The 15,548-nt window shown below is 46.0% G+C and carries 15 protein-coding genes and 1 pseudogene; 12 read left to right on the top strand and 4 right to left on the bottom strand.

Going from position 1 to position 15,548, the window contains the following annotated elements:
* Positions 1-144: 144 nt before the first annotated feature.
* The 4 genes and pseudogenes from PCH01S_RS18975 to PCH01S_RS18960 all read left to right on the top strand — a co-directional run bounded on the left by PCH01S_RS18975 (position 145) and on the right by PCH01S_RS18960 (position 3,989).
* On the top strand, positions 145-1,005 hold the full coding sequence (locus tag PCH01S_RS18975; protein ID WP_042231844.1) for a S1 family peptidase: 861 nt from the start codon (positions 145-147) through the stop codon (positions 1,003-1,005).
* Positions 1,006-1,050: 45 nt separating this feature from the next.
* Positions 1,051-1,794: pseudogene (locus PCH01S_RS18970) on the top strand (ATP-binding cassette domain-containing protein); the annotation flags it as partial.
* Positions 1,795-2,353: 559 nt separating this feature from the next.
* Complete coding sequence (locus PCH01S_RS18965; protein ID WP_042231842.1) at positions 2,354-2,896, top strand: hypothetical protein; 543 nt, start codon at positions 2,354-2,356, stop codon at positions 2,894-2,896.
* Positions 2,897-3,149: 253 nt separating this feature from the next.
* Positions 3,150-3,989, top strand: a complete 840-nt coding sequence (locus PCH01S_RS18960; protein ID WP_042231838.1) for an SMI1/KNR4 family protein — start codon at positions 3,150-3,152, stop codon at positions 3,987-3,989.
* A 345-nt stretch (positions 3,990-4,334) separates the two neighbouring features.
* Here PCH01S_RS18960 and PCH01S_RS18955 read toward each other — a convergent pair whose 3' ends face one another.
* Positions 4,335-5,225 (bottom strand): hypothetical protein, encoded by an 891-nt coding sequence (locus PCH01S_RS18955; protein WP_042231836.1) that lies wholly within the window; start codon positions 5,223-5,225, stop codon positions 4,335-4,337.
* Between the two features lie 502 nt (positions 5,226-5,727).
* Between PCH01S_RS18955 and PCH01S_RS18945 the strand changes: the two genes are divergently transcribed.
* From PCH01S_RS18945 to PCH01S_RS31460, 4 genes are all read left to right on the top strand, one after another.
* Positions 5,728-6,486, top strand: coding sequence for a hypothetical protein (locus tag PCH01S_RS18945; RefSeq protein ID WP_156972841.1), 759 nt, complete (start codon positions 5,728-5,730; stop codon positions 6,484-6,486).
* Positions 6,487-6,687: 201 nt separating this feature from the next.
* Positions 6,688-7,041: a hypothetical protein gene (locus tag PCH01S_RS18940; RefSeq protein WP_042231829.1), complete on the top strand. Its 354-nt coding sequence runs from the start codon at positions 6,688-6,690 to the stop codon at positions 7,039-7,041.
* 236 nt (positions 7,042-7,277) lie between these two features.
* Positions 7,278-8,153 (top strand): DUF4261 domain-containing protein, encoded by an 876-nt coding sequence (locus PCH01S_RS18935; protein ID WP_042231827.1) that lies wholly within the window; start codon positions 7,278-7,280, stop codon positions 8,151-8,153.
* 125 nt (positions 8,154-8,278) lie between these two features.
* Positions 8,279-8,404 carry a hypothetical protein gene (locus PCH01S_RS31460; protein ID WP_255246856.1) on the top strand — a complete coding sequence of 42 codons (126 nt, stop codon included), beginning with the start codon at positions 8,279-8,281 and terminating at the stop codon, positions 8,402-8,404.
* A 146-nt stretch (positions 8,405-8,550) separates the two neighbouring features.
* Here the strand turns inward: PCH01S_RS31460 and PCH01S_RS18930 are convergent, their stop codons facing one another.
* Entirely contained in the window at positions 8,551-9,525 is a 975-nt protein-coding gene (locus PCH01S_RS18930) for an Ldh family oxidoreductase (protein WP_042231824.1), read from the bottom strand.
* Positions 9,526-9,851: 326 nt separating this feature from the next.
* On the opposite strand from PCH01S_RS18930, the gene PCH01S_RS18925 reads away from it, so the two are divergent.
* On the top strand, positions 9,852-10,148 hold the full coding sequence (locus tag PCH01S_RS18925) for a hypothetical protein (protein WP_042231822.1): 297 nt from the start codon (positions 9,852-9,854) through the stop codon (positions 10,146-10,148).
* A gap of 91 nt (positions 10,149-10,239) precedes the next feature.
* Here the strand turns inward: PCH01S_RS18925 and PCH01S_RS18920 are convergent, their stop codons facing one another.
* Positions 10,240-10,620 carry a hypothetical protein gene (locus tag PCH01S_RS18920; RefSeq protein WP_042231821.1) on the bottom strand — a complete coding sequence of 127 codons (381 nt, stop codon included), beginning with the start codon at positions 10,618-10,620 and terminating at the stop codon, positions 10,240-10,242.
* 201 nt (positions 10,621-10,821) lie between these two features.
* On the opposite strand from PCH01S_RS18920, the gene PCH01S_RS18915 reads away from it, so the two are divergent.
* Complete coding sequence (locus PCH01S_RS18915; protein ID WP_042231818.1) at positions 10,822-11,691, top strand: DUF4085 family protein; 870 nt, start codon at positions 10,822-10,824, stop codon at positions 11,689-11,691.
* 126 nt (positions 11,692-11,817) lie between these two features.
* On the opposite strand, the gene PCH01S_RS30550 is transcribed toward PCH01S_RS18915, so the two are convergent.
* Positions 11,818-11,955, bottom strand: a complete 138-nt coding sequence (locus tag PCH01S_RS30550; RefSeq protein ID WP_156972840.1) for a hypothetical protein — start codon at positions 11,953-11,955, stop codon at positions 11,818-11,820.
* A gap of 128 nt (positions 11,956-12,083) precedes the next feature.
* On the opposite strand from PCH01S_RS30550, the gene PCH01S_RS18910 reads away from it, so the two are divergent.
* Together PCH01S_RS18910 and PCH01S_RS18905 are read left to right on the top strand one after the other, a co-directional pair.
* A complete protein-coding gene (locus PCH01S_RS18910; protein ID WP_042231817.1) occupies positions 12,084-14,015 on the top strand; it encodes an AraC family transcriptional regulator in 1,932 nt (643 codons plus the stop codon).
* Between the two features lie 686 nt (positions 14,016-14,701).
* The gene (locus PCH01S_RS18905; protein ID WP_042231815.1) at positions 14,702-15,529 is read left to right on the top strand and encodes an AraC family transcriptional regulator; all 828 of its coding nucleotides are present in this window, start codon (positions 14,702-14,704) and stop codon (positions 15,527-15,529) included.
* The last annotated feature ends 19 nt before the right edge of the window (positions 15,530-15,548 follow it).

Below are 15,548 nucleotides of genomic sequence, written 5' to 3'. Positions count from 1 at the left end.
CCCGGAAGTGGTTTGTTTGAATTCCCAACTGGACTAATAATGTATTCAATGCGACGCAGGACGTTGCCGCCATCTTCCCCCAATTATAGGCAGTTTGATGATACAATAACGGGACAAGATTACGGCGAATACGGAGGGATGCGCATGGAAAATAATCCGAGTCGAAACAAAGAGAACTTTCTTTCTCATTCCGAAGAGAAGCAAGAACATGAGAATGACCACCCATATGCAGACGAGGAGTGGGACTTTGAGTCGGAAGAGGAGGACGACGACGGGGGTTCATCGGCCAACCGACGGAAGTGGATCAGAAATACGGTCATATTCCTGCTCGTTGCCGCTCTAGTCGGAAATATATTGGCCTTCTGGCCGCAAATCTACAACATGAAGACGCTCCCGCTCTTGTTCGGGTCGAGGGAATTATCCAGCCAAGCTGAAATCCAAAGCTATAAAGAAGCGGTTGTTACAGTCAGCACGGACAACGGCAAGGGCACCGGATTTCACATTAACGGCGGCTATATTGTGACCAACTACCACGTCATCGAAGATAACGGCTATATTATAGTGAAATTCCCGGGGCAAAGTCAGAGTTATAAAGCGGAGCTGTCGGGCAGTGATCCCGATCTGGATATCGCCATACTGAAGGCGGACATCGGGGATCAACGGCTGCCGTTTATTGAAGTCGAGCGAGACAACAAACAGTGGGAGCCTGATGAACAAATCTACGTGATTGGCAATCCGCTTCATTTCACGCAAATCGCCATCAAAGGGGCTATTATCGGCTTGGTCCCGATCCAAGGCCGTCAGACGCCGGTCATGGCCCTTGATGCGCCGGTCTATAACGGCAATAGCGGCTCTCCCGTTATTAACAAGCGTGGCAAAGCCATCGCCGTTGTATTCGCCACTGCCGATGTCGAGCATCAAGACCAAATGATAGAGGCCGGTTTGGCCGTACCGATTGCCGACATGGAGACCCTGCTGCGAACTTCGCTGCCGCCAGTAGAATAAAAACTTTAATATTTTCGACATCTTGCTAAAGTAAGGGTGATAGCCATGAGCGTAATACGTTTGGAGAACGTCACGAAGAAGTATGAAGGGTCCATGATCTTTCGCGATATTTATTTTCGAGTTATGCAAGGGGAACGTATCGGCCTGATCGGACGAAACGGTGCCGGCAAGTCGACGGTATTTAAGCTCATTATGGGCAAAGAGGAGCCGACTTCCGGCAGAGTAGAAATAAATCCTCAGTTGAAAATCGGATATTTCTCTCAATTCTCGGAATTGAGCGGAAGCCTGTCTGTTCAGCAAGAACTGGAAATGTGCTTCGAGCAGGTTGCCCTTATCGAACGAGAGCTACTAGAGGTAGGAGATAAGCTGGGTTTGGTTACAGACAATAACGAAATGGAGAGGCTGCTAGCGAGGCAGGCGGAGTTATTCGAGCAAATGGATCATCTCGATGGCTGGAACGTGTCCGTCGAGATTAACACAGTGCTCACGAAGCTAGGGTTCAACGACAGATCTCGCAATCAGCCGATCGATGAGTTGTCCGGGGGATGGCGTAACCGTGCGGCGCTCGCGAAGTTACTAATCGAGCTGCCCGATGTCGTTCTGCTCGACGAGCCTACGAATTACTTGGATATGGAAGGCATTGCATGGCTGGAGCAGTGGCTGTATCGGTTCAAGGGAGCCATGATTCTGGTGTCGCATGACCGGCAATTCATCGATAAGGTCGTCACGCGTACGATCGAGATCGAGAATTATCATTTTCAGGAATACGAAGGCAACTACACCGATTACGACTGTGTGACTACAAATGAAATTATTAAACAACTATTTATCAATTGAACAACTTGGAAGAGTCAATGATGAAGATGATGATGGTAGATCAACCACCACACAGAGTTGGAAAAAACTCGAATAAAGTTTTTGGCATCGTTTCGTTAAATGGCTCCATAGTTCTAATGGAACGATAGTTGAATCATCGATAATAAGGCTGCCGATTACTTCGGTGGCCTTCTGTGTATATTTATGAAGGCAGAAATAAGGCGAAATATTTGGGCTTTAACCGTTATCGGTAGTAGAGCGAGAGGGCGTTCAGCTAATGGGCAGGATAATGCAACTATTTGATTAATTATTACGTCTAACATATGGAAAAATGAGGTATCAAATAAATCGAGCGTGGCATTACAAAGTTTTGCAATCGGATTTAAAGATGCTTGCGAGAAACAAAAACGTTTCGATTTTCTGGCGAATATCATCGATTTACCGTCTACAGTTCGAATATATTGCAATTTTTGCGGGCTTTCTTCGTATGACGGGAGTATATTGATTGAGTGAACACAGGGAGGATACTGGGATGAGAATGCCAAGCGACAGCGAGCTGACATTGCTATTCGATGGAGATGGGCGACAGCTTCAACAATTTATTGAGAAGCATCATGAAAAACTCAAGCGCTATCAATTGATGGATGATGAGAATGAATTGGCGGACGAGCTCGCGATCAAGGAGCAAATTCCGATTGTGTTTGCTTTTGTATACAGCGTCACTGTAGATTGGGGAGAGGATGACGAGGAGATCGTCCGATTGTTCGGTAAACGGCTTCCAGATGAAACGGTCGAGGTGACGTCTACGGATAAAGGACTGGACGTTACCTACAATGGACAACTGCATTCGATTGCGCTTACCTTTACCGGAAATGATCGCTATATCACGATTCGCGGCTTTCAGGAGCTGATCCGGGACAAATACGAAATTCGACTATTTGAGGCCTCGTATCTTTCCGATACGCACGATTTTTTGATTTTACCGAAGCGGCAGTGGGAGGAACTGGATGACCGGTATCCGGTGCGGAATAGGGAGATATTCCGTGTCATCGATGATGAGCTGGATTTTCCGTAACCAGGATGTTTTTGCCCTGATTTGCTTGGGATAAGACAAAAAAGAGCTATAGCTGCGACAATAGTTTCATTTTTATAGCGGGTCGTATGTCAAACAAGAGCAATCAGGGATTTATTCTCTCGCGCCGAATTGGATTGATTACAGTACAAGGGAGCTGGCCGCGACAGCTCCTTTTCGCATTTTTCGCCGATAGACCCGTTAAGCTGAACCGTATCATAAGTAGGGCGAAAAATAACTATGCAAGGAGGAAGGCATGGAAGATGTTAAGCTAACCGGTACATATACGGTAGATAATTGCGGCAAAAAGGAATTTTACGGCACGTACTATTCATCCGAAGTATTGAGTGAAGGTAAGGGCGACAAAGCTCCGAAATTGGTTCAAAATCACGGAGCCTCCGACGAGGAAATCCGGAATATGGAACAATGGTTAAAAACCTTAAGTTACATCGTACATGGCAGTGATATTTCTCTTGGCTGCACGGAAGAACAAATCGAAGACGCGGAAAATAGGTTAGGAGTCTCATTGCCGGCCGAGTTGCGCATATATTATTGTACTGTCGGCAACGATCCACTGCTGACGACTGACAGAAATTCGAAAAAGAAAGACCGCTACTTGCCGCTTGACGAGATCCATGTTTCGGACGGAAATATCGTCTACCGGATGAGAAAAAAAGAACCTTTTGCGTTATCGGCGGTCAAAAGACAAATGATGTTCAGGGACGATGAAGCATGGTATTGGGAACGCAATATGGAATCTTATTGTGAAAACGTCATGATTACAGCGGCGATTTTTGCCATCAGCCACATGAAGCAGTCCGCCAAAGGCCGGTTAAAGGGCGAGTTGGTTACTTCGTTGCAAGCGAGAAAGCTGGCGGAACAACAATTTAGCGATACGTTCCGGGCATTGGACACGTATTACCATCCGTTTTGCGCTCTTTTCTATAACGAACGGGAACGCAGACTAGGCTGGTTCCGTTCCAACGGCATGATGGCCGATATTTTGATCGGGACGCAAACGGCGAAAGAAATCGAGGATTTTGGGGAGATGCACGGAAATATCAAATTCAAATATAGTGAGGTTTCGCATTACTAATTTTCATCAAGCGAGTTAGATATATAGATTCGATCTGGGGTCTGACGGCGGGATGTCTCTACAGGTCCATGATATAATTAAATCTATTCGATTGAGCGTAATATGATGAGTCTGTTTACGGTTTACAAAATGACCCCATCGATTGCCAAATGAATTGCATTTTTTAAAGTTTGTTAAAGAGTTCTATACACACAACCGAAGGAGCTGCCGCGGCATGCTCTTTTCGTGATTTTCGCCGATAGACCCTTTAAGCTGAACCGTACCATAAGTGACGGCAAAAAATAAAAGCCTTAGCTCCGTGTTGAATTGAACTCCTTATAACCATGTTGCTTCAGGACCGCCAAATCAACCGTCAGACGGGGCGTACTTCCCCACGTCCGGCTCGAATGTCGCTCCACTCTCTAGGTCCAGCTCCACGTGGGTGGTTCCGCGATTGTCGGTCAGCACGATCAGTATCGACCCGACGACGGGAACGCGGTCGGCGCTGGTGCGCATGTGTGCTGACACGACACGAGGAGCACCGTCAACAATATAATTTACCTCAACCGTGAAAATCGGGAAATTAAAGAGCCAACTGTTAGTAAAATTCAAGGCGGTCAACGTCCCGGTGCATGACAAACCCTCCTCGCGGAGGCGCTCGATGTCCGCCTGACGCCGCCGGGCATGGGCGATAGAGCCGGGCAACCGCAGGAACGCAATGGCGGCCCATAGGGCGAAGCTAGCTCCGACGACGGCGCCGAGCTCTGGCGGGACCGTCGGCGATGTCGCTATGGCCTCGAGGTCAAAGGGGCGAGACACGTCGCTTGTCAGTGTCCAGAACAGGAGGATTCCCGCGACTGCTGCGAGCCCTCCTGCTATCGATAGCGTCGCGAACAGGCCGGCCACCCTGGTCTGTCCGAACTGCTCAATCGATCGCGAGTACACTCCGCCGGTCGTACCTATCGCGACGAACAGCAGCAAAACGGCGACGCCGACTGTGACCGGATGACCGAGGAGCATGCTGATCGCTGGTGTCGGCGCCATGCCGAGCAGTGCGCCGAACGGCACGGAGCCTGTCAGCGACCACAGTGCAGCAGCTGTGAGCAGCCACGGCATCAATGGAGCCGCGCGTCCGACGCGATGTCCCGGCCGGAGCATAGTCATCCGTCCGTTCTTATCCGTGGTGGAGAACAGCGGCAGCGTCTCGAAATGTTCTTGCTGTCCGTGCTTCTGCTGACCCTCCGCAGCATCCCTCATTGGCATCGCCCTCCCGAGAAAGCTACTCGCACCCTGAGCGGCGAAGGGGGATTCCCCGCGACGCGGCCAGGATGATCAACTATAAAATGGAGGAGCTTCTTCTCCTTTTCTTCCTCATTATTGAACGTTTTATTGTAGGTATAATGATATTCTAGGTGCCGTAATAGAAAATTCAACTTCCTATTATCTTTGTACTCAGCCATACACACCACACCCCCAATATTTCTTATCTATATTTTACCACTATAAGGCTGCCCGCTGTAAATACCCCCAAGTCGACATGCATTTCAATATGGCGTGAGTAACTAACAGATACGCTAGTTGAACGAAACAAGCAGATCACCGTGCAGCAGCTGTTCCTTTCGCATTTTTCGCCGATAGTATCGTTAAACTGAACCGTATTATAAGTGACGGCGAAAAATGGGTTTGGGTTTTGAATACCAGTGGTTCGCTTTAGATAAGAAAAATAACGTCAAGTACTAAATAGGTTGGGGTAATGATGATGAATAACTTAGAGTTACACGTTAAATTAGAGCAATTAATAAAGGAAAAGTATCCTAAGCACTTTAGAAAAGAAGTATTTAATCTAGAGAATAAGATTTACAATATGATTTCAAATCAACTTGAAGCTAATAGTGTGTGTTTCTTTAATGATGATAAATGTTCTAATAATAGCAAACCTATAGGATCGCATTTACTTCAACAAAATGGTGTTCTAAGTAAAATAGCAATCAATAATCATGTAATAATGTTCCGTAGAAATTTTTCTGAACCATACAAAATAAAATTTAAACCTGTAAGCATCGAGAGTGCAAGCAAGTGTCCTGTTTTCTGCCTTCACCACGATACAAGTGTATTTGCCCCAATTGAGAATAGTAAACAGAATTGTAGCATGGAGGAATATATATTTCTAATCACTCTAAGGTCATTTGCTGATGAGTATACTAAGCGGCACGAAGATTTTAAGCGGATGAAAGTATTGTATAACAATATCAATTCAAAAGAGTTCGAAGATTACTGCAAATTAACAGGTGCATCAACCGAAGAATTTAAATCTTATATTGAATCTAATAGAAATGAATTAGAAGACATGCTTGAACAATATAATTTTTTACGATTAAAGCTTCTAACCTCTTATAAAAACCAAGATTATGAATGCATCACTCATAAGCAATTCCAATCAAACAAAATAGGAATTGCATTTAGTACCACAATGATAATTCCTATAAGTGAGGAACAAGAATTCTTGGATACGAATTAGTTGAACTTCCGCGTTGCAGCATCGAAAACCGCGCCGAATACATCCGGTCGAGCATACGCTGACGAAGAGTGACGGAGTGTGAGTGTTAGGCATTAGCAATGAAATGTAAGTAGAATAGTACGGGATCAAAAAAGTGAGCATCGGATTAATTATACACGAGAACATTAGTTCTGATATACTGAGAAAAAGGAGAAATGTAGCATGGGAGTTTCTGTTTATTACACTTGTATGAGAAACCATAATCTTACCAACAGTGAGGAGCAAGAGATAACGGCCATCATTGATAAATACAATGCGGGTTTTGAACTGAAGGATATTGGAGAAACATTTTGTGTTTATGACTATGATCGGGATGAACCAACAGTGATCTTTGCAGGTTCAACAAAGCTACCCTCTTCAGATGATTTTGAAGATACATTGCATGCGCTGTTTTATTGGTTGACCTGTTTGACGGATATTAGAAGAAGTATTTCTAATGGGGATTGGCATGTGCATCTAGATGATACGGATGCCATTTGGGATGAGGAAACGGGTTGGCAAATGCCAGAAGATTAGTACTCGTATTACGATTGGCCATACTTTTACTTCCTTGGGTGACAAGGCGCTCAAAATTCAGAAACTTCATAAAGGTGTTGGCATAGCGGTTTCTGGGTTCGGTGGTTTAAGTGATTCCTGTGTAATAGCTGCAAGAAGTATTCTTACAGCCCAAAACAAAGTTTCAGTTAATGAATTGAAGAGTTGTTGTTGAATTATTTCAAAGGAACGACATACGAACGGAGTGGTAGGGGAGAATGGAGAGCGAACGCGTGCTTCAGCAAAATTTAGATGAAAAAAGTGAGTTTCAGCGGTTGTTTCAAATGTATCTGTTGTTTGAGGAGAAAGCGGAACGGCCGAATGCGGAAGCCGTTCGGAACGCGTTAGTAACCCGATGCGGGAAAACGGATACCGTGTCGGCAGCCGACGCATTGTCGTCGTTTGCCGTAGAGGCTTATAAAGTAGCCTACCAGGAAGGGGAACTGCCGGCTCAGGTGGTGATGGCAGACGTTACTCCTTTTCAACCGGAGACAATTACCGACTTGGAGCGCACCCAGTTTTGGACGATGCCGGATGCGGAGGAAGTTCTGCAAAAATGCCGCTATAAGCTGCTGATCAGCGACTTCATGGCAGCGGGGCTGGACTATAAATCGCGCAGCGCCTTATTGGCGGATTGGCTGGAGACTGCTGTAAGCCTGTTCCCGACCTGCAAAGCGATCTGGATTCCATCGAGCGGGAAATTGCTGCATACGGCCGAAATTGTGGATAATCCGTACGAAGGAGCCGCGCGGTTCTTGCAGTTCGGCATGAATATCCGCTATTTTACCATTCATGGGACCGAAGACAGCTTGATCGATTCACTCGGACTCTTTGCGATTGGACTTCCGGATGTCCAGTACCACTTTCATACATTAGATCCGAACGACGTGTCACGGCATGCATTCAATGTCGCAGCCTACTTGTTTGAAGCGGATGTGCCCGTAAGCGACGGTGAGACGATCGCCGGTTTGCTGAACGGGGAGATGGCACCGGACGCGCATTGGCCTTGCAGGTTCGAAATGGCGCTGATCCAGCCTTCCAGAGAAGTGATGGACGTCAGCCCGGGCGAATATGTGGCAGGAGACCGAGAATAAATCTACGGCACAAAAATGAGCTGGCGGTACGTTTCCGCTAGCTCATTTTTAATGCCTTTATTTTCCCGGACATGGCCGCCGCTCCGGCATAAACGTCCCCGCTCCCGGCCGAAAAGGCCGTATCCATGCAGCAGCTAGCCGAAGGGAACCGTTCGGGCGCTGCCCGTATGCACATCGTGACAAAGGCCAAAGCCAATGCGGTCGTCTACGAGAAGCCCGTGAGTCATCCGGACGAGGTTGCCGGCATGTAACGGCAGCCTTGTTGAGCTAACGGGTAGTACCAGTTTGTCATGAAAGTTTGGTCATAGTCCTTGAATCGGGTAAAATGTTGATAACACAATACATTGCGGCGGATTTTTCGCCAATAGCCCTGCCGTTATGACAAATTAAATATTCGTTAATGCGAACAATACTTCTCAAGGGTCGCAACAAGTGAAGACGAAAGGTCGATTTCAATTTTATCCTCAGTATAGCTGTCTCCGGGGATATGAATACCTTTGGAGGACAGTCGTTCGATCTGTGATGCCATTCGAGCGGAAAAATCGGGAACGAGTAGTTGGGGATTCAGGGCCACAATGAACAGGCCTACACCAGGCGAGTGACTCCCATCGTCAAAGGATGGAGCATCAAGTGACCAGTTCGCACCTGTCGTACCTGCCGCGAGTATTTCAACCATGAGTGCGATATTGGCACCACGAGCACCCCCAAATGCAAGTAAAGCTCCCTTGATCGCTTCACGCGAATCTGTTGTGTTGTGTCCCTTTTCATCGATGGCCCAGCCTTCTGGGATCGTCTCCCCCTGTTCTGCCGCCTGCCGAATATTGACAAACGCCGTGGCACTAGATGCTTGGTCGATAACTAAGGGTGCCCTGTTGTCGACAGGCGCGGCGAATGCGAACGGGTTAGTGCCATAAACAGCCTCGCTGCTCTGTCCCGCAGCCATTAAAGCGGATCCATTGGTCGCAGCCAGCGCTACCAATCCTTTACGGGCAAGCCGCCTTACGTAATAGCCCAACTCTCCAGCCGTATAGCTGTTTTGTAACGAAAATACGGTTACACCATACGCGCTTACCCGTGTTAGCAATTCTTCGAATGCACGATCAAAGCCAAGTTGAGCGATCCCTCCTTTAGCATCGACTTGAATAAGAGCAGGGGCTGGAAAGCAGAGCGCAGGTTCTTCTGTGCCAGCAATGCGGCCACACAAAAAGCCTTCCAGATAGTCGGGAAGATGAGCAAATCCAACCGAACTCCTACCGGAACATTCCGCAGCGACAGTTGCCTCAGCGAGAGAGAGGGCTACTGCTTTGCTCGCACCAGCGGCAACACACACGTGAATAGCAAACTCTCTTGCGCTTTTAAGATCATATCGCATTGGCTACTATCCTGATACGCTGCTTAATTTTGGCGGGGAATAAAGTAACCGATTTAGTTATTACTTTCTTGTTTCCTCTTGGCATTTCATCACGCTCCCGACTGAAGTTTCTTCTTTCCATGTGAAATACAAGTTTTCATATATTGTATCATGGAAATATGTTGCCCAGAGAAGTCATCGCAAGCTAAACTTGTCATGATTAACGAATAGCTTAAGCTGAGCTGTCGCGACCAGCTCCTTTCATAATTTTCGCCGGGATTATTTCCGAGGTTTACAGTGACCTTGTTAATGATAGAGTGTAGCAAGTCTAAACAGGGGGGATTGCCGTGGACAACAGAAGGTTTATAAAAGCCTTTATTAAATGGGAAAAAGATCCCAGCCAATTTCCAGTAAGCGAATGGATGCGTGATATAGTTGTAAACTATGGCGAAATCAAGGATAAGACATTTTATGGGGATACATGGACTGTGTTAGTAAGGATAACAAGACATATTGAAGGAACGTGGGATACTTATGCAGACGTTGCTTTTATAGTTGACGAAGCACCTTGGAAATTGCTCAAAACAGGCTATAGCTTTAATCTTTGGGCGGGAAAGGATATTGCAGTTGTAACTATTATTTGAAGGGGTCATTTGCGAGGTGTTCATAAAAGATAAACGAGTTTACAGAAAATAATTGACAGACCCCTAAAAAACCATCGTTCCTGACGATGTACTACCATTCGCCAACCCAAACCGGATTAAAATTTGAATATCCCATTTCCATTAATAAATCCCATGCATTATTTAAAATATGAGGCTGTCCTTTTGTAAATAATTCTTTTCTTTGTTTCATTAGATATGAAATAATCTCAGCTATATGTTTTGGCTTGCCTAGGTGTATTGTTGTTTCTAAATCATTTTTTTGTGCTGTAATATTGTAAAAAGCCCAGAATGTAAGAGGATCTTCATCTGGTGGATTGGATTCGAAAATAAGTGTGATTTTGATATTTTTGTTTTCCTTTGGAGAAATATTTAATGTGAAACTTTTCCCACCCGAGTACCAATAAACAAATGCCTGACTATCAATGGTAATATTTCTTAATTGACTCTTCATAAATTTTTCACCCTAATATAATTGTTCTACATAATGATTATAAAATAATTGTGACTTCGAATCGACCACCTACAAGTAAATGATTCAAATCAGAAAACCCTGTCTGCTTCCCGAAATCTATACTTCATTCCAACTCTACCCGAATGCTAACCCATTGGCGCTAAGCTACCGAGCCGATCGAGGCTATGAAGGAGGGGCTTTGTGAAATATTTGACAAAAGAATGGTATGAATTATGCCAGTGGACAGGACTTCATTTTGGCATGAGGGTGCACAAGAGCGCCTATGTACGTGACGAAGCACTATATTTGCGGCTCTACAAAAGGAAGGAAAAGGAATTAGTTAGACAGAGGCGCGGGATTTACGACGTCGATCCCCGGTTTATGCTGGAACAGGATGGCGTGCAATTGGTGGCTCTTGATAAATGGTCTTTGGACGGGGATGAGATCAGTGAAGAGGATACAATGGTCTATCACATTTCTTCTGAAGAAAGGGATCGAATACAACAATTAATTGCCGCCTACGATGCCCGGCCTCCTTTTGACGAAGTGAAATGTAAGGAAGAATTCAGCGAGATTCAAGAATGGGGATATAAGGAGGCATTTCATAAACTTCCGGACGAGCTGTCCTCACGTATTGCGGATATGCGGGTATTTGCGCTGGGTTACTGTACGAGAGAGGTATTGCGCGAGCTGAAGCAACTTAGCAAAGAAAATAAAAAGCGCATGATGTTGGTCATGGATGAATATGGGCAGGCACAACAAGCGGAGAACATTCCCGAACATATCCGCAGCCAATTCCGTTTTCACGATTGCAGAGTGACGGAGCTTACGTCCGGCAAGCAGATTGTCATGAGACTAGACACGCAAGGCGGATTTACGAACAGCAATAAGGTTACATTTGATGCAGTCGACGAAATCATCAGACAAGACGAGCACATATTGGGCAGCTACTGGATTTATAATGAGCTGTATCGTACGGATTGCGGCTATGAAGTCCATATCCTGTTTTCGGGCGAAGGGATGCCTGAACTCATTATTCGCTGCGCAGACATTGTTGTAGAACAAGAATAAGGAAAGCATGGATCTCGACTACAGTTAACTGGAGATCTGGCGGAATGATCAAAATAGCCTATGAGGCCCGGTACAGCGTTTACGGTCTATATTAAAGCAACTAAAGGAGCTGTCACGACAGCTCCTTTAGTATTTTTCGCCGATGCCCCCGTTAAGCTGAACCGTACCATAAGTGACGGCGAAATTATTCGCAAGCACGAGCCACCCCTTGTCATCTTCGATGTCTTCTGGGGCAGCTTCTTTCATTTTAATGGCTGAACGCATCTATTGGGCCTGCCCATCGGCAACACCTTGTTGACAGTGTCAGCCGTATTCGTTATTGTGTTTAGAAACATGATTCAATTGAGAATGATTATCTTTTAGATGATTTAGAGGGAGCTTGCGAATCAGCTATGGACGTTCTGAGACTTATACGAATATGGAATCAGGTGATGGTGCGCGTGCTGGACGTGCGGCTGAAGCAGGCGGGAATCGACGATGATTTGAATCAATACCGATTGCCCGCAAGCGCGTTTTTATTCGCTTTCCAAGGACAAGGTGAGTTGTGGGTTAACGATGAGGTGTGGCTATGCGATCGTTTTTATGTACTGCACGCCGGCAAAGGCTCGCAGGTGGCGGTTCGGAGCCGAGGAGCGCTGAACGTATATATCGTACTCTACAAAGCATCTCTCCCCGCCTCGGCCTCGCGCGAATTTCATATGATGATGCGGGAATCCGATCCGTTTCTGGAAAGCTGGGGGTTCCCGCCTGGCGAGCCCCTGGGCATGCTCGAGCTGCTTGAAACGATACGGGACGGCTGGCTTAAATCCGACGACGGATTGACCCGACTGTCGGCCAAGGGAGATTTTCTCCGCTTCGTCCATGCTGTTCTGAGGGAGCGCCTGTTCGGAGCCGGCGAGCTATCCTTATCCGAGCAAGTTATTCGGTATTTGTCCAGGAATTACCGCCAGCCGATCTCGTTTGAGGAGCTTGCGCGGCAATTGAATTATAGCCAACAATACATTTCGAGAAAATGTAAAGAACAGACGGGGCTCAGTCCGCTGGACTACGTCATTCGTTTCCGAATGGAAGATGCGAAGGCTCTGCTGGCCGGCACGATGGCAACGCAACAGGAAATAGCATCGCATGTGGGTTACCCCGACCTCATTTATTTCAGCCGTATGTTCAAAAAGTATACCGGCATGACGCCGGGTCAATATCGTAAACGATACGGCCAGTCCGTTTCAGATTATGCAAGAAATACGTCACAATCGTCCGTTGTTCCAAGCCGGTCATTGCGCTATCCTTTTCATGTAAGTGATATTGATTATCAATCTCAACAGGATGGGGCGAATAAAATGACTAGAGCCAACAGAAGTTTTTATGCAGCGATGCTGTTATGCTTAACCGTGATGTTAACGGCTTGCGGTGGGCTGGCGAACAACGGGGGAGCAACGCACAGCCAAGTTGCCGTCAGCGCTTCTCCAACCGCGATCCCCCAAGAGTCAGAGGCTTCGGCATCTTCGGGGACCAAGATCGTCACGACTGCTTTTGGCGATGTCGAGGTTCCTGCACATCCTAAGCGTGTAGCGGCAATTTCTTATCTCGGCACCGTGCTTGCGCTGGATGTCCAGCCGATCGCATCCGAATCGTTCTTGATGTCGAGTCCATATCTAGAGGGAATGCTGAACGTCGTGACGGATGTAGGCGACTCGTTCGAGAAGCTGCTGGAATTGAATCCGGATTTAATCATAACGCATAATCCACGGCCTGAGATAGTCGAAAAATATCAGAAGATCGCACCTACGGTATCTGTTCCTTACAATCAGTTTGCATCCATTCAGGAAGAAATGCTGTATTTCGGCGACTTGCTGGATAGACGCAAGGAAGCGGAGAGGTGGAACGAACAATTCGAGAAGGAAATTGCAGACATTCGGAAGAAAGTCCAACAAACCGTTCCCGAAGGAAAGACGCTTTCGATTATGCAAGAGTACGATAAAAACGTGAGCCTTTTTGGTCCGAAGTCGGGGCGGGGCGGCCGGTTGATGTATGAGATAATGGGGCTGAAGCCGCCGACGGCAGTTCCCGAATATATGCTGAAGGAATCCTACTACAAATTTTCCCTGGAGAAACTTCCGGAGTACATGGGTGATTATTTGATTCTGACGACGGAAGCCAGCTTGAAATCGCTGCAGGCTGATCCGATCTGGGGGTCGCTAGAGCCGATTCGCAACAATCGGGTATTTTTATGGACGGAGAACCAATCCTGGTACCGCGACCCGATCGCCGTGAAAAGACAAATCAAGGAATTGACCGACTGGATCATCGAAACAGCAAGTCGGTAATTTCCCAAAATATAGATGATCGAACAACGGGAATATCTCTATTCCATCAACAATCCGCAGATTCGTTCTAGTTGACCAACCCTTCAATAGTGTAACTATATTATTAGTGAAATATTGCGTACTCTCTGTAAATTGCTAAAGTGTTTGGGACAACCGTCCCCAGTTTCAACCGTTGCGTAGACAAGGCGTCAGCACTCGGGAACGAGGCCTTTACTGGCTAAGAGCAAGCTTCGGACAGGCCCGCCATTGTAACGCCTGAAGCTAAAGTCTGGGTCATTTCGCTAGCTTACCAAAAACCAAAAGAACCGGGATACTCTTATGAGGTCTGGACGCAACGTCTGCTCGCGCAGCATGTACGCAATTACGCGGTGTCTGAAGGACATGGATGATAACAGTTTAATTTAAAGGCAGTCGATCATGATGGATAACGATCGGCTGCCTTTCTACGCTTAATGAAAATTGGAAGTATATAAACTGAGGATTAAACAGGTAATTAAGGAGGGTGGCGGCAGATTGCAACAGCCTTCTACTAGAATTGACTTATGGGAAACATTACGCGGTGGGAAACGGACCTTAAAATAGGTTCTTGATGCCAATGGGTTCATCCTTGAAAAGAGCTGCACAGGATGTACAACGAATGATCTCGGGAGTATCGGTCAATAATCATTGAAAAGGGGGTATGCAATGTGAAAATCGACGTTAATCAGCTAGCAGAGTATCTGGCACAGACTCCTTTTCAAGTACAAGGAGTATATCGATACGCTAGAAATCCAGGTGTGCCTCACGCCGACTATACAGATTCTTTTCCCGGATTTGTGTTTCCTCTTACAGGAAAAATACAATTTCAATTTAATGGAACCCCCTATATTTTTACGCCAGGGAAAGTTGTACATGGGGGTGCAAAAATGAAACTATCTCAAAAAGTGTTTGGTAAAACTGACTGGGAATACATCCTTGTTTTATACCGGATATGTAACTCAGAACTAAAAGAGTCAAGCTTTTTGCATCAGCATTTTGAATTATTAACAGGGCAATCTCCTCGTCTTCTTGAGCTAATTATGCGTCTTTGGCATGTTTATAATCAGCGTGGAGGCATTTCGATGTTTCAGACCGAGATGTTGTTTCGCGATGTACTGAATGAAGCCTTATTATGTGTCGATAATAGGCAAAATAGTTGTGAAACCCATACATTATTCGAACGGGTATCTAATTACATGCAAGAATACTATGATCAAAGCCTTACAATAGCATCGCTTGCAGAACAAAATAACGTTAATCGAAATCGACTTTCTTATGTATTTAGAACACATGCAGGTATGGGACCAGCAGAGTATTTATTAAAATATCGTCTAAACATGGCGCAAAGAATGTTATTTACAAGTGATGTGCCTGTACAACAAATTGCGCAAGCTGTCGGAATTGCCGACCCCTTTTATTTTAGTAGAGTGTTCAAGAAACAATTTGGTATTTCTCCCACTAAATATCGAGAGAAGTTCATCAATAATCCATGCTGATTTCAGCAAACATCCATTC

The sequence above is a fragment of the Paenibacillus chitinolyticus NBRC 15660 genome, from assembly GCF_000739915.1.
Taxonomy (GTDB): Bacteria; Bacillota; Bacilli; order Paenibacillales; family NBRC-103111; genus Paenibacillus_F; species Paenibacillus_F chitinolyticus.
The sequence above is the reverse complement of the archived record's forward strand: the minus strand, read 5'-3'. Positions and strand labels throughout refer to the sequence as shown.

Bases quoted from the DNA above. Each gene is read 5' to 3' on its own strand.
- PCH01S_RS18930 (WP_042231824.1), bottom strand. From the start codon at position 9,525: ATGCGATATGATCTTAAAAGCGCAAGAGAGTTTGCTATTCACGTGTGT.
- PCH01S_RS18935 (WP_042231827.1), top strand. From the start codon at position 7,278: ATGGAGAGCGAACGCGTGCTTCAGCAAAATTTAGATGAAAAAAGTGAG.
- PCH01S_RS18975 (WP_042231844.1), top strand. From the start codon at position 145: ATGGAAAATAATCCGAGTCGAAACAAAGAGAACTTTCTTTCTCATTCC.
- PCH01S_RS18920 (WP_042231821.1), bottom strand. From the start codon at position 10,620: ATGAAGAGTCAATTAAGAAATATTACCATTGATAGTCAGGCATTTGTT.
- PCH01S_RS18965 (WP_042231842.1), top strand. From the start codon at position 2,354: ATGAGAATGCCAAGCGACAGCGAGCTGACATTGCTATTCGATGGAGAT.
- PCH01S_RS18910 (WP_042231817.1), top strand. From the start codon at position 12,084: ATGGACGTTCTGAGACTTATACGAATATGGAATCAGGTGATGGTGCGC.
- PCH01S_RS18945 (WP_156972841.1), top strand. From the start codon at position 5,728: ATGAATAACTTAGAGTTACACGTTAAATTAGAGCAATTAATAAAGGAA.
- PCH01S_RS18960 (WP_042231838.1), top strand. From the start codon at position 3,150: ATGGAAGATGTTAAGCTAACCGGTACATATACGGTAGATAATTGCGGC.
- PCH01S_RS18955 (WP_042231836.1), bottom strand. From the start codon at position 5,225: ATGAGGGATGCTGCGGAGGGTCAGCAGAAGCACGGACAGCAAGAACAT.
- PCH01S_RS18940 (WP_042231829.1), top strand. From the start codon at position 6,688: ATGGGAGTTTCTGTTTATTACACTTGTATGAGAAACCATAATCTTACC.
- PCH01S_RS31460 (WP_255246856.1), top strand. From the start codon at position 8,279: ATGCAGCAGCTAGCCGAAGGGAACCGTTCGGGCGCTGCCCGTATGCAC.
- PCH01S_RS30550 (WP_156972840.1), bottom strand. From the start codon at position 11,955: ATGCGTTCAGCCATTAAAATGAAAGAAGCTGCCCCAGAAGACATCGAA.